This window comes from Arthrobacter antibioticus, from assembly GCF_030063205.1.
Taxonomy (GTDB): Bacteria; Actinomycetota; Actinomycetes; order Actinomycetales; family Micrococcaceae; genus Specibacter.
Genome location: NZ_JASISQ010000001.1, coordinates 975606 through 989539 on the forward strand (window position 1 = coordinate 975606; position 13934 = coordinate 989539).

The following is a 13934-nucleotide window of genomic DNA, read 5'->3' on the forward strand; positions in this document are numbered from 1 at the left end:
GGACGTCGCTTTGGGGGTGAGTGGTGGATCGGTTGACTAACCGACCCACCACTCAATTGTTTTTCTGCCCGTTGCCCCGCCATTCGCGGGTGCTGTGGATTTTCGCGGGTGGCAGACCACCCGCGAAAATCCACAGCACCCGCGAGCTTGGGGGTAGCAAACCTGGGGGTAACAAAAAAGGACCTGTCCCCCACTGCAAGGGTGGGAAACAGGTCCCAATAGGGATGTGGAGATGGGGAGAATTGAACTCCCGTCCGATGTTGTGTTGTCAGGTCTTCTCCGGGTGCAGTTTGCATACGGTTTTTCTCGGCCCCAGCTATCTCACAAACAAGTAGCTGCCAGGCCCAGTTGTATAAGAGTCCCCTAAGCGCCTACAACAAGAACTTAGAGCAGTGGCCCTCTAAATGACGCCAGGATCCGGGACGAGAGCATTCCCGGGCTGACGGACTGTCTTACTGCTTAGGCAGCAAGAGCGAAGTCAGTGCGATTTGATTCAGCACTTATTGTTTTACAGAGATCGTTAACGAGATAACCCTGTATCCTCGACCCGCTTCACCTGTCTCGACTAACACCGTCGAAACCGATCATCCCCTATTGTTTTTTCAAACCCACGCTTGGTTCCTTAGGTAAAGACCAACAGAACCCATCGTGGTCTATCCATGTTAGCGCATAGTGACGAGAATTTATTCCTTTGGGGCTGGCAGCAGCACTAGTCGATCAGGCCTTTGGCAGCCTTGGCTTGGAGCACCAGCAGCGTAGCCGCATCGATCTGCTTGGCAAACCCCGGATCGGCTCGGGCAGTTTCCATCATTCCGGCGTACATTGGGGGCAACAAGGTCTGGTTTGTGCACAACGCCATGGTGCCGCCGGCGCGAATGAACCCCACCCCACGTGCGCGCACCGGCACAGCTGATACTTGCACAGCGTCACAAATATCATCGCTAACTATGATGCCCTTAAACCCGAGGTCTCCACGGACCATGTCATGAACAATGACCGAGGAGAAAGGTGCCATGGCGTCAGGGTCAATCAGCGGGTATGAGGCGTTGGAGATCATCAGCCACGGCACTCCTGCATTCACGGCGTCTTGAAACGGGCCTATAAATGCGTCATTGCGGGTTGTGATGTTATCGACCACACCGGCGGAAACATCAGTGTTGAGGATGACTCGGCCCAGTCCAGGAAAATGTTTGATTGTGGGATCGATGCCGGCAGCCAGCATCCCTTTGGCAAACGCAACTCCGGAGCTCGAAACAGCACCCGGCGTGAAGCCGTATTCTCGGCCAAACGCTCCTATGGGGGCGTTCTGCGGTGCAAAGGCTGCGCTGGGCACGGTGTCCATAACGGGTGCCAGGTTCACATTGACGCCCACAGATGCCAGTTGCTGGCCCCACAAGGTGGCATCAGCCAACAGTGTCTTGGCAGGCAACTGGCCCTGTTCAATGGCTTGGGGTATTTGGGCAAACCCGGCCCCGCGCATGATTTGCACAAAGCCGCCTTCCTGGTCAGTTGCCACGAATGCCCGCACACCCTGAGTGCGGGAGCCGGATACATGACCCGAAATGGCGGCGACCTGCGCGCCGATCCCAGCTTGTCCTGCCTCGCTGCGGCCCTTCATGAACACATTGCCAACATATAAAGTGTCCACTGCGTAGAGCGAGTTGGCATCTGCTCCTGTCACCGGTGTGGAAACCATCAGCAGCTGCCCCACTTTTTGTTCCAGTGACATTGCGGCCAGCTTTTTGCTCGCGAGCACCCGTGCCGGAGAGGACGACGCCGGTGCCTGGGTTGGGCGCTCCGAGCTCGGACTTGCCGGGCTCGTGTAGGCAGGGGTTGAGCTGGGTGCAGTTATGGGTGTGGGCAGGGACGGCTTGGGACTGCGGCTTGCCATAGGTGATTGGGAGGATGTGCTACTTGCAGCATTATTCCGTCCAGAACCCTGAGAATTGACGGCCAGCAAAATGAAGGTTGCCACCAGGGCCGCAGCCACAAGGGCCGTACCGATGATCCAGCCTCTTCTACCTCCAGCTGCAAACATGATCTGCCTTTCTGCTACAGATGCTGTTCTTGCCAGCGTAGGTCAAAGTACTGGCTTGCGCCGCTTTGCCTGCACGGAAAGTTACTCTCCCGTACCACCGCGGTTTTTGGCCCGCATGGCACGCAGCGCCTCACGATTGTCCTGCTTTTCACGCAATGAGTGACGCTTGTCGTAGTCCTTCTTACCGCGTGCAATGGCGATTTCAACTTTGACCCGGCTATCCAAAAAGTACAGCTGCAACGGCACAATGGTGAAACCGGATTCACGCGTTTTTGCGGAAATCTTTTCCAGTTCTTCGCGGTGCAAAAGCAGTTTGCGCCGGCGCCGGGCAGTGTGGTTTGTCCAGCTTCCGTTCAGGTACTCCGGAATGTAAACAGCCTCTAGCCACAGCTCATCGTTATAGAACGTGGCGAAGCCATCTACCAGTGAGGCGCGGCCCTCACGCAGCGACTTCACCTCAGTGCCCATCAAGACCATGCCGGCCTCGTAGGTATCCATGATGTGGTAATCATGCCGGGCCTTGCGATTGGTGGCCACCACCTTACGGCCACTTTCCTTAGGCACAGCTGACTCCTTAGTTTTATGAAATGAGAGCGGGTCCGTGCCGGCCAGCATTGCTGCTTTTCCGGCACGAACCCTTAGTTTAGCAACTCACGTGCGGTTGGTGCTTACAGCAAACCCATGGGGTCTACCGGGGCTCCATTGACCCATGTTTCAAAGTGCGCGTGGCAGCCTGTGGAGTTTCCGGTATTTCCCGAGTACGCCACCAGCTGGCCCGCTCTGACAGACTGTCCGGCAGAGACAACCACAGCGGAGTTGTGGTAGAAAACTGTCATCAAAGCATTGCCTTGCATAACGCCATGGCTGATGTAGAGCACATTGCCGCCACCATAAACAACATTGGTCTGACCTGCGATCTTCACTGTTCCATCAGCGGGGGCATAAACAGGGGTGCCGCACTGGGCGCCAAAATCAATACCCGAGTGTAGATACGAGCCGGTGCCATTGAAGTCAATGGTTCCGGCAGGAGTCTGACGCCAGCCAAACCCTGAGGTAATCGGGATGTTGGCGGCAAAGGGATGCCTGAGGCCAAAGGCCGAGACATTGCCCGGAGCCGGCGGTACGTAGGGCGGGGGAACAAAAGCCGGAGGTACGTATCCTCCACCATTATTGTTCGCTGCCTCGGCAGCAGCTTTGGCAGCGGCCGCCGCCGCCGCTGCCTGTTCGCGCGCTAGACGCTCAGCTTCTGCTTTTGCAGCCGCAGCAGCGGCTTCGCGTTCTTGGCGCTGTATCTCTGCGATCTGAGCTGCCACCGCATCTTTTTGTACCTGAACTTCTTTTAGCTGCGCCTGAATTCGAGGCTTCTCTGCCTCAAGTTTGGCGTTCAATGCGGCTGAATCGGTGATGAGCTTATCCACCGTGGCTTTTTGCGTGGCTGCCTGATCCCTGGCGACCTGTTCGGCAGCCAATGCGGCTTCAGCCTGTTGCTTCAAATCCTTAATTTCACTCTCAACAGCGACCAAACGCGCTTGCGCGTTTTGATTGGTGGCCTTTTGTGCTGTCAGTGCCTCAAGTGCTGCGGTTTGGCTCCGCAGTGCCTGTTCGGCCAGGTCAATGGAGTTCGCCAGATCGCTGGTGGAACCCGCACCCAAAATCAACGTCAGGTTCGCCGGTAATCCGCCGGCTTTATAGGACTGGGCCGCAATCTGCCCAATCATTGCCTTAGTTTCAGTTGCTTTCTGCGCGTCGTTGGCAATTTGAGCGGTGATCTTGTCTTTGCTTTGCTGCGCCAGATCGATCCGGGCAGTGAGTGAGCTGACCGTTCCGGTGGCAACACTGACGCGAGTTTGAGCTTCACTCAAGGCTGCTTGTGCACCAGGAAGCTGTCCCTGGTAGCTCACAAGATCTGAGGCGGATTTGGCAATGCCGGCATCTACAAACTCCAACGATGACTGCACGTCATGAGCTTGCTGGTCCAAGGCAGCGGCCTTGTCGTTGAGGTCATCGGCCTGAGCTGGTGCCACCAAGCCCAGCAACCCCACAGCTAAAAGAGCTGTTACTGCGCCCGCGACGCCTCGGGAGACCGGGTGCGAGAATCGGGAGCTAGGCGTGGTGCGCCCAAGGCGGGGGGAACGGAGCGATCCTTTTCCCCCGTTTGATGTGGAAATCATGCCTTGTGGCTCCTTCAAGAATCGCTACCTAAACACATTGATAACACCAGTAACAGAGGCACCATGAGTAACAGCACCCCCACCTACCTTACACTTTAAGATTTTTACGCAAGGACACTGCCGAAGCGACACCGGCCAGGACCACGCCAAGCAAGATCAACACAGGGTAGATCTTGAACGCTTCGCTGGTAGAAATGAACGGTGTCCCGGAGTTTGATTCGGCCAAATAGCCACCCATAAAGAACTGCACAATGGACCACACCGCCCCCGAGGCCAAAACAGCACCAATGGTTGCCGCTATCACGCCTTCGAGCACAAATGGCAATTGAATTACTGTTCTGGATGCGCCTACTAAGCGCATGATTTCAATCTCACGGGTTCGGGACTGCGCCGAAAGTCTGATGGTTGTGGCTATGAGCAAGGCTGCACAAACCGTCATTAAACCGGCAACGCCTATCGCAACGTATGTGGCAATATTCATCCATGAAAAGAGTTTTTCAAGCACCTTGCGCTGATCAACCACGGAGTCCACCCCGGGGGTTGCAGAGAAGGTTTCGTTGATGATTTGGTATTTTTCCGGATCCGTCAGCTTGATCCGAAACGATGACGGCAGGTTGGCTGCCTCGACCGAATCAACCATGGGAGAGTTCGCGAACTGTTCCTGGAAATGCGAAAGTGCCTCTTCCTGGCTTTCGAAGGACCATTTCTCAATGTAGGGCTTGACAGCCTCTGATTCCAGCAGGCCCTCTATGGTTGTTTTCTGATCATCAGTGACCGGTCCGGAAACACAGTTACTGTTCGCTGGCACGTCCGTGCAGAGGTAGATCGTGACCTGCACCTTGTCATACCAAAACCCCTTGAGTTGGCCAATCTGCATCTGCAGCAAGCCAGCCGCGCCCACAAATGTCAACGACACAAAGGTCACAAGGATTACGGAAATGACCATCGTCAGGTTGCGGCGCAGGCCGCTTCCCAACTCACTCATAATGAAAGCAAGTCTCACTGTTGGTCCTCATTCATCAAATTCTCGGTACCGTTTGCCCCGTTGCGGGTCTTTTCGTTATCTGCTCCCGGTTCACCGTCCGGGGACAGCCCGCGCCTTCGTTCCAGCCGCGGTGGCATTGACTGGCCACCATCGCCTCCGTTACTTGCTGCCGCGGCACTGACTGCACGCTGGCGGCGGGTCTGAGGTTCGGCGTCGTGCTTCACAGCAGGGGCGGCAGCGTAGCCACCATCGGCAGTCATAACGATCGGGATCATCGACGTGTACTGGGCCTTGTTCTCATCGCGCAGGACCTTGCCATGGCGCAGCTCAATGACTCGTCTGCGCATGGAGTTCACGATGTCATCGTCGTGGGTGGCCATGACCACTGTGGTGCCATTTTGATTAATTTTGTCCAAAATATCCATAATGCCGGCGCTGGTAACGGGGTCAAGGTTTCCCGTAGGCTCATCGGCCAACAAGATGCCGGGTTGATTGACAATTGCCCGGGCAATGGCAACGCGTTGCTGTTCACCACCGGAAAGTTCGGTGGGCTTGCGGTGACCTTTGTCCTCCAACCCAACGAGTTCCAGGACGCGCGGCACCTCAGAGCGGATTGCCGAGCGGGACCTGCCAAGGACCTGCATGGCGTAGGCGACGTTGGCGAAAACGGTCTTGGTTTGAATCAGCCGGAAATCCTGAAAAACTACCCCAATGCCACGCCGGAACTTGGGCACGCGCCAGCTGGGTACAGTGGCCACATTTTGTCCGGCGACATAAATCTGTCCGTGCGCAGTCTTTTGCTCGCGCAGAACAAGACGCAGCAAGGTTGACTTACCGGATCCGGAGGAACCCACCAGGAACACGAACTCGCCGCGTTGGACATCAAAGGAAACATCATCGAGCGCAGGTTTGGATTTGCGGTCGTAGGCAATGCTCACATTTTCAAAACGAATCATGACTTTTTCATTGCCCGTCCAGCGAAGATTGCTGGCATGCTGACGGCCGGGCAGTGGATTGGGGGAAGAAACCGCCAGCATAATGACTATAGGCGCCGGATGGTGCGATTGCTGGTTCCTTACCGGTGTGTCGAGGCTTGAGCATTTTCGGTAATTCAGCATTATTCTGACCGTGCTTTGGCCTTAATACAGGAACCATCTGATCGATTCCGTGCTGGAACCGCACTCACATTGCCAAACTATGAGTCTTTGGCTGCATTCCGGTTGTCCGCGCGCCAGCGAATACCGGCGTCAATGAAATCATCGATCTCACCGTCCAGCACTGAAGCGGCGTTACCCACTTCATGCTCGGTGCGCAGGTCCTTAACCATTTGGTATGGGTTCAGCACGTAAGAGCGCATTTGGTCTCCCCACGATGCCTTGATATCCCCGGCCATGGCCTTCTTCGTGGCATCCTCTTCTGCCTTTTTCAGCAGTAGCAAACGCGACTGGAGCACACGCAGAGCTGCCGCACGGTTCTGGATCTGCGACTTCTCGTTCTGCATTGACACCACAGTGCCGGTGGGAATATGCGTCAAGCGCACGGCGGAATCTGTGGTGTTCACAGATTGTCCGCCTGGACCTGACGAGCGGAAAACGTCAACGCGCATGTCATTATCCGGTATTTCAATGCTGTCAGTGGATTCAATAAGCGGGATAACTTCAACCGCCGCGAACGAGGTCTGGCGCCGGCCCTGGTTATCGAAGGGACTGATCCGCACAAGGCGGTGTGTGCCGGCTTCAACGCTCAGCGTACCGAAGGCGTAGGGGGCCTTGACCTCGAAGGTGGCTGATTTTAACCCGGCTTCTTCGGCGTAGGAGGTGTCCAGTACCGCCGTTGGATACCCGTGGCGTTCGGCCCAGCGCAGGTACATCCGCAGCAGCATTTGGGCAAAATCGGCGGCATCTACTCCCCCAGCGCCGGAGCGGATCGTGACCACGGCTTCGCGCTCGTCGTATTCACCGGCCAGCAATGTCACGATTTCTAAGTCTTCCAACGATTTCTGCAACGCCGGGAGCTCCTTGGCCGCTTCGGCGAGGGAATCGGCGTCGCCCTCTTCCTGAGCCAGCTCTACCAGAACTTCAAGATCATCAATCCGGGACTCCAGTTTGCGGAGCTTTTCCAGCTTTGACTGTGCGTGGCTGAGCTTGGAGGTCACCTTTTGAGCGGCGGCCGGGTCATCCCACAAGTTGGGCGAGCCTGCCTGATCGGATAAGTCCTCAATATCCTCCATGAGCTTCTCCACCTCGGAGACTTGCTCAATTGAGGTGTAGGTTGCGCGTAGTGCCCGGAGTTCTGCGGGAAAGTCGATCTCTGCCATGATATTCAAGCCTACGGCATGTCCAGCAATGGTTTCCGCGAAGTCCTGCCCCTCACCTACAGAACAAGGTGCGCGCGAGCGGTGCTAGTGACACTGATACTGATGCCTTCGGGCACCAAAAAGTTAATGAACAGTGGATGTACCACGGCGCTCATCCCCACGTGCGCACTGTGCCCGTCCCCTGCCCCGGTATCCGAATCCAACACAATACCGCCCAGTCCTTGCGGTGTTTCCAGGCCCGAAAGGTAGCTCTGGGCAGCCGCAAGAACACCATGGTCAGTGAGCAGCGTGCCTGGATCACGCCCTGCATCACCACCGCTTAGTTCAAAAGTATCGGCAGCCGCGAGCGCGGCACTATCAGCAATGGACAGCAGCTTTTTGTGACCAATGTAGAGACTGCCGGCTGCCGCCACCACTGTCACTAACAGCAAGGTAAGCAGCACATAACCGATCAGCAGAACCATGACATGCCCATTTTCCCGACTGCTATTTTGCTCGGGTAATTGCTCGGCGTCGCCGCCACAGTGGGTTGCTGCGGCAGGTACTTTATGGGTACGGCGCAAGCTCATTTGAATCTGCCCACTTTTTGAGTGGAGATTGAATCTACTGTGGCCGCTGTGGCGTTGACCCCGGGCAATGAACCAACCACTGGCAGCTCAATGTGCAACACCACGTGGGCGCTGACAGTTGTTCCTGATGTCAGGCAACCGCCGTCGCAACTGATTGTTAGTTCCGCAGTTGCCGGATCAAAGCCCATGTCCTCAATGGCCATTTTCACGGCTTGTCCGGCCGCCTGGCGGGCAGCTGGTTCCCCGGTGTGCAGAACATAGACTTTGGCGGCTTGATCGGCGGCTCCCACCACGGCATAGGCGCCCCCCTGGACCTGGCCCACCGTGAGAATCAGGTATGCCACCGGCACCATCAGCAGGACGGCAAGGAAAATGAACTCGACAATGGCACTGCCCGATTCGATGTCCGGTTTCTGGGGTGTTTCTCCCTGAGCCGGTGCCCCGTGGTTTATCCAAGGTGCGTGCCTTGGCCCCTCACTTGATAATGACTGCATGACCTGTCATCTCCAGGGTGCGCGATGGGCCAAAGAGTCCCAACACCGGTAAAGGCGCGCTGATAGAAACACTCAGTACGTTCAGCCCATTGATTGATTGCACAGAGGCAGAGACGTCTTGAACATAGTTAGACCCCAGTGCCGAACCAACCAACAGGGCAGCCCGTTCCTGCGCGTCGGCGGCCGTCCTGTCACCCAGTGCACCATAGCGGGCCGCTGAAGAGGCAGCATCTGCCACTGTGTTGCGTACATGCAGTACCAAGGCCAACTGAATCAAGGCCACAAAGATCACTGTCACCAACGCACCCACCAAAACGAAGTCCACCACGGCAGCACCTGCCTCCCAGGTACGCGCGGGCTGATCGGTGCGGCGTAGCCCGAACCGGGAACCCAACCGGCTGGGGTGTGGGCGTCTTGCCCTGCCCCGAGTGACGGGCGCTATGGCTGAACTTGTTCCATTGCCTGGTTGAAGAGTCTTTCCAGAGCGGGTCCAGCGATGGCCAAAAGTCCGGCCACAAGCACGGCACTCATCAAGGTGATCAGCACCCACCCGGGCACGTCGCCGCGAGATCGGCCCGTGGCCGGGCGCATGAATCTGCCATGGCTTCGGCTGGTCAGTAACTGGCGAAAGGTGTCCAGCCAGCGTTGTGCTGCAACAAACACAGCCACTCCCAGCCAAATAATTTTGCTTTTTCCTTGCATGATTTTTTCCTTCGAGTGATTTCCAGTGATGGTGCATGGGTTCCTGCGATGTGTTGCAACCTTGGAGAGACGCCATTTAAAAGCCAAACTGTAGTAAGGCAATGCCCGGGAAAACTGCGAAGACTACTGTCAAGGGCAAGACGCCAAAAATGAGCGGGACCATCATGGCAATTTCTTTGCGCCCCGCTGATTCCATCAGCTCCCGTTTCGCCACGTCCCGAACATCCTGGGCTTGGGCCCGAAGGACTTCCGCCAGAGGTGTGCCCCTATTGACAGCAACACTGATGCCATCAACGAATCGTGCCAGGGCCGGGACATTTACGCGCGCCGAGAACTGGTTCAAAGCCTCCACCAGCGGCGTCCCCGCCCGCGTTTGTGCCAAGACCTTGCTAAATTCGGTGGACAGTACGCCGTTAGATGAGCGCGCCACCCTATCAAGCGCACTTGTGGCGCTCTCTCCCGCACTGACAGCCAGAGCCATAAGTTCTGCAAGAGCCGGAAATTCGGTAAGCATGTGGGCTTGCCTGTTTTTAATCCTGACGACCAGAAGGTAGTCGTAGAGTAGGTACCCGCACAGCATGGGACCCAAGGCCAGTGCAACGGCACCCATGAGGTTAATGCTTCCCTGCCAGAGTAAAAAGAGCGAAAGCAGCGCACCGGCTAACAGCGCTGTTCCAGCGCACAGAAGCTGCACGGCCCTGAACTCTAGGGCGGTCTCGCTGCGGCCTGCCTGTTCAAGGCGATCATTGAGCCCCTGAACACTGACGTTGAACTTTCCAAGGCGGTGGACAGCGTCGGAGATCACAAGGCGGAAGATTCTCTCCAACGGCCCAAACAGTGCGGTGGAGTCATCGGTGTCCAGAAGCTTGGATCGGGTGGCCACGGAGCGCAGCTGAGGTTCAACACGTTGGGCAAAACTCGTTTTTCGCATGACAGGCAGCCTGACCAAGGTCAGCCACAATCCTGTGCCCAAGGCTAGACCAACGCAAAGAACCAGCACCGCCTGTGTGTTCATTGCAGGACTCGCTGTTCTTCCGGTAGCGCACCAATACGTAGCATCACGCGGTAGCAGAGAACCGAGATCAGCAGCCCTCCACCCAGAACTGCCACACCTGCCGGGGAATTATAGGCTCCAACAGCTTCGGGTCTGGTTGCCATGAGCATCAGCACGATCCACGGCGCGGCGATGGCCAGGCGGGCGGCATTGACCGTCCAGGACTGCCTTGCTTCAAGTTCGCTGCGTGTGCGGGCATGGTCGCGTAAAAACTCCGAGAGGGTACCCAGAAGTTTGCCTAAATCTGACCCGCCAACATCGCGAGTGAGCCGAAGCGCCTCAATAATCCTGTCTGAGACTGGATCTGCCAACGTGGCCTTGAGCTTTTGCAAGGCACCCTCAAAATGGCCAGTTGCCCTGTAGTCGGCGCCAAAGGCCGTGAACTCCGTGCGCAGCTGAATGGGGCCCTTGCTGCCTAGCTGGGCGAGCGCCTCCGGAAGGGATAGCCCCGCCCTAATGGCTGAGCGCAAGTGGTCCACCACGTCAGGCCAGAGTTCACGCATGACTGCGCTTCGGCGTCGTGCCCTCATATTCAGGAAAGCAAACGGAACATAACCACTAAACAGGCCAAAACACAGTGCTATGGCAGGGACCCCGCTGAATGCAAAGACAAGGAGCGCCATCAACAGCGCCAGGCCAACTGCACTAAAAGACAGGGATGCCGGGGTGACGTGAGAGACGCCTGCACGTTGGAGCAGGACCTCGAGCCTGCTGCGGCGCCCGGGCCGAGTCAGACGCGCTGGCACGTCCCAGCACGCGGTCCAGATCAATAGGAGCCCCATGCCACCAAGCAATCCAATGACAGCTGACATCAGGAATCGCCCAGAAGTGTAGCCACGTTAAAACCAGCCGCAGCGAATTTTTCCGGCGGCGGCATTGCTGTTGGCGATGCCTGCAGCTTGCCGTTAACTGTGCTGAAAACGAGCCCAGACTCAATGATGCCGTTCTCCACGCGGCGCCCTAGCGCCAAAATTTCCCCCACAGAACGTTTTCCGTTGGGCGCCCTGACACAGTGCACCACCAAATCTATGCATGCCGCCACCGTGGGAACTACGAATGCTGCGGTGATATTTTCACCCGCAAGCAGCGGCAGCGTGCAGATCTTCACGACGGCGTCATGGGCCGAGTTGGCGTGCACACTCGCCATCCCAGGCAAACCACTATTTAGGGCTATTAGCATGTCAAGGCTTTCGGCTTCACGAACTTCGCCAACTATGAGCCTGTCGGGGCGCATCCTGAGGGCTTCCTTAACCAGACGCCGCAACGGGATCTCGCCCATGCCTTCAAGGTTTGGCTGGCGGCACTGCAGGCCAACAACATCGCGCAAGGGGATCTTCAGTTCAAAGATTTCCTCTACCGTTACTACGCGTTCGCGTGAGCCGATTCCTGCAGCTAAACAGTTCAGCATGGTGGTTTTTCCTGCTTGGGTGGCACCGGAGACAAGGATGTTTAACCCACTACTGACCGCTGCACCCAGAAAGCGGGCGGCTTGTGGGGTGAGCGAGCCCAACTCCACCAGGTGATCAAGTCGGCTGGCCCGGGCGGTGAATTTCCTTATATTTAGCGCCCAGTGGTTTTGGGTGATATCCGGAATGACCACGTGCAGACGGCTTCCATCCGGCAGTGCGGCATCCACGAAAGGTGAGCTCAGATCCAAACGCCTACCGGAACTTTTCAGCATGCGCTCAACAAGGTCCCGCACTTGTTGAGCAGTAAAAACCATGCCGGTCAGTTCGGACTCGCCATGCCGGGCCACAAACACCTTGTCAGGAGCATTAAGCCATACTTCTTCGATGTCCGGATCGTCTAGGAAGGGCTGCAGAGCACCAAAACCGGCGACGGCGTTGAAGACGTGCCGCTTGGTATCTTCGGTTGAGTTAGGTGCTGGCACTGCTCCGAGAAGGGCTCTTTCACCATAGTCATTGAAGGCTGCATCAATCAGTGCATGAACTTCAGGACCCTGCCTCAGCGGGTCAAGACCTCTTCGACGGATGAGCTCTCTAACTTCATCCTCCAGCAACGCCACTGCATCCACTCAGACCACGCCCGCCCCTTTGCGGTAAGAACACACCCTTTTCTCTGGAGCCTAGACCCCATATGATCTGTGCACCACAGGCAAAAGTTATTCTGTGGATAAGTTTGTGCTGAATGCTGGTGGGAAGGACCACAAGTACGTGTCAAAGCGGAGACGGTCTTTAACATCAAGCACAGGGGCACCTAACGATCCCCGGAATCATGCAGCCGCTTTGTGTACGGCATCGCCATAGCCCGAGTAGTCTTCTGGCGTGTAGGAGGTCTACCCCTGCTCCCCGAGCGTTAGCTTGTCGAGGGTTCAATGCAGCCAATCTTGATGTAACACTGCAGCCGATAGAACCGATCTTGATTTACCGAACGGAGGCTGTGCCGCGCAACGCCAATACCCTCGGCTGCAGCGGGAGTACTACTGCCAACCTGCACTGGCTTAGACGGCTGGTGTCTTCCCACCGGCACATGCGATGCTGGCGATGGCATCCCGCCACACGGCTACCTGGGATTCAGCTGAAAGCGGGCGGGCCGCGGCATCAGCAGCACTCTTCCACCCGTTGATGAGCTCAGGTGTTAGAGATAGGAGGGTTTCGCGAAGAGACGCTGCCGAAAAGTCTTCCGTAATGGCACCCAAACCGTATTCTCGGACTAAGTCAACCATGGCCGGGGAAGGTCCTACGATTAGCCCGATGCGTGCCTGAACTGCTTCGAAGAACTTGTTCGGCAGGGCGTTCTTGAGATTAAAGTTGGTGGGTGGCAAGAAGACAACTGACACGTCATACTCGCTCAATGTGGCAACAAGCTCCTGATACGGAACCGGATCCCGGAACGTAATGGATGGCACCGCCGCAGCCAATGCTTTAAGCTCCGCAACATAGTCCGGCTCATTTGGCATAACGATCATATCCAGAGACAGCCAAGCCGGGGCGTCTTTCATGGCCTCGACAAAGTTTTCCAGTTTCCGATATCTCTGGCCAGCGGCACTGTGGATCAGACGCACCTTTGTTCCAACAGCCCTCACTGCACCTTCGGCGTAGGGTGCAGCGTTGGTGACCACTCCTGTCGGGGTTCCATAGTCTTTGAGGTACTCATCTGCGATCCCCTGCGACACTGTTGTCACCGATTCAGCCTTCGCTAGGTAGCGTGAGCAAAGCCACCGCATAAACGGTGCAATGAACAACCTCCATTTGAGGTTGTCTTCCTTTTCGCGGGGGGCGAATTCGTGCAGGTCAGCGTGTACGCCGAGTTTGGGCTCCAATTCCAAGGCCAGCGGAAGCGTGTTCAGATCGTTGGCCAAAATAATGTCAAACCGACCGCTGGGCAGCATGGCACGTGCTGATTGCACAGCTGGCAACCCCGAATAGACTTTGCCATACTGGTGACTTATCAGCCCTAATTTGTCAGAGGGCCACGCCCGTGAATCATCAGGTAGGGCAAAGTGATCTTCCACACCGTCGGGAGCAGCCCCGTAGGCACAGGTGCTCACACGATATCTATCCTTGAACAATTCCACTTGTTTCAACACCCGAGGGTCCGATCGAATCGGTGAAAAAGTCAGGATAAGCAGCGAGGGAAGTTG

At 56.6% G+C, this 13934-nt stretch carries 13 protein-coding genes, 1 other RNA gene and 1 pseudogene; all 15 read right to left on the reverse strand.

Translation table 11 applies throughout. From position 1 onward, the window contains the following. Positions 1–224: 224 nt before the first annotated feature. Positions 225–592, reverse strand: a transfer-messenger RNA (tmRNA) gene (gene ssrA / locus QMG40_RS04505). Between the two features lie 117 nt (positions 593–709). Continuing rightward, a complete protein-coding gene (locus tag QMG40_RS04510) occupies positions 710–2038 on the reverse strand; it encodes a glycoside hydrolase family 3 N-terminal domain-containing protein (protein WP_283528329.1) in 1329 nt (442 codons plus the stop codon). A gap of 81 nt (positions 2039–2119) precedes the next feature. Continuing rightward, positions 2120–2602: an SsrA-binding protein SmpB gene (gene smpB, locus QMG40_RS04515; protein WP_283528332.1), complete on the reverse strand. Its 483-nt coding sequence runs from the start codon at positions 2600–2602 to the stop codon at positions 2120–2122. Positions 2603–2706: 104 nt separating this feature from the next. Continuing rightward, positions 2707–4209, reverse strand: a complete 1503-nt coding sequence (locus tag QMG40_RS04520; RefSeq protein ID WP_283528334.1) for a M23 family metallopeptidase — start codon at positions 4207–4209, stop codon at positions 2707–2709. 88 nt (positions 4210–4297) lie between these two features. Beyond that, positions 4298–5212 (reverse strand): permease-like cell division protein FtsX, encoded by a 915-nt coding sequence (gene ftsX / locus QMG40_RS04525; RefSeq protein ID WP_283528337.1) that lies wholly within the window; start codon positions 5210–5212, stop codon positions 4298–4300. 242 nt (positions 5213–5454) lie between these two features. Then, a pseudogene (gene ftsE / locus QMG40_RS04530) lies at positions 5455–6150 on the reverse strand (cell division ATP-binding protein FtsE); the annotation flags it as partial. Positions 6151–6389: 239 nt separating this feature from the next. Continuing rightward, the gene (prfB, locus tag QMG40_RS04535) at positions 6390–7511 is read right to left on the reverse strand and encodes a peptide chain release factor 2 (RefSeq protein WP_283528339.1); all 1122 of its coding nucleotides are present in this window, start codon (positions 7509–7511) and stop codon (positions 6390–6392) included. 56 nt (positions 7512–7567) lie between these two features. Then, positions 7568–8080: a pilus assembly protein TadG-related protein gene (locus QMG40_RS04540; RefSeq protein WP_283528341.1), complete on the reverse strand. Its 513-nt coding sequence runs from the start codon at positions 8078–8080 to the stop codon at positions 7568–7570. Beyond that, positions 8077–8574 carry a hypothetical protein gene (locus QMG40_RS04545; RefSeq protein ID WP_283528343.1) on the reverse strand — a complete coding sequence of 166 codons (498 nt, stop codon included), beginning with the start codon at positions 8572–8574 and terminating at the stop codon, positions 8077–8079. Before QMG40_RS04545 ends, QMG40_RS04540 begins: the two co-directional genes overlap by 4 nt. After that, positions 8555–8968, reverse strand: a complete 414-nt coding sequence (locus QMG40_RS04550; RefSeq protein WP_283528345.1) for a TadE/TadG family type IV pilus assembly protein — start codon at positions 8966–8968, stop codon at positions 8555–8557. The genes QMG40_RS04545 and QMG40_RS04550 overlap by 20 nt, the downstream gene beginning before the upstream one ends. A gap of 44 nt (positions 8969–9012) precedes the next feature. Further along, a complete protein-coding gene (locus QMG40_RS04555; protein WP_283528658.1) occupies positions 9013–9276 on the reverse strand; it encodes a hypothetical protein in 264 nt (87 codons plus the stop codon). A gap of 76 nt (positions 9277–9352) precedes the next feature. Continuing rightward, positions 9353–10291, reverse strand: a complete 939-nt coding sequence (locus tag QMG40_RS04560; RefSeq protein ID WP_283528347.1) for a type II secretion system F family protein — start codon at positions 10289–10291, stop codon at positions 9353–9355. Next, on the reverse strand, positions 10288–11142 hold the full coding sequence (locus QMG40_RS04565; protein WP_283528350.1) for a type II secretion system F family protein: 855 nt from the start codon (positions 11140–11142) through the stop codon (positions 10288–10290). Before QMG40_RS04565 ends, QMG40_RS04560 begins: the two co-directional genes overlap by 4 nt. Further along, the gene (locus QMG40_RS04570) at positions 11142–12365 is read right to left on the reverse strand and encodes a CpaF family protein (RefSeq protein WP_283528352.1); all 1224 of its coding nucleotides are present in this window, start codon (positions 12363–12365) and stop codon (positions 11142–11144) included. The genes QMG40_RS04565 and QMG40_RS04570 overlap by 1 nt, the downstream gene beginning before the upstream one ends. A gap of 426 nt (positions 12366–12791) precedes the next feature. After that, positions 12792–13841: a glycosyltransferase family protein gene (locus QMG40_RS04575; RefSeq protein ID WP_283528354.1), complete on the reverse strand. Its 1050-nt coding sequence runs from the start codon at positions 13839–13841 to the stop codon at positions 12792–12794. Between the last annotated feature and the right edge of the window lie 93 nt (positions 13842–13934).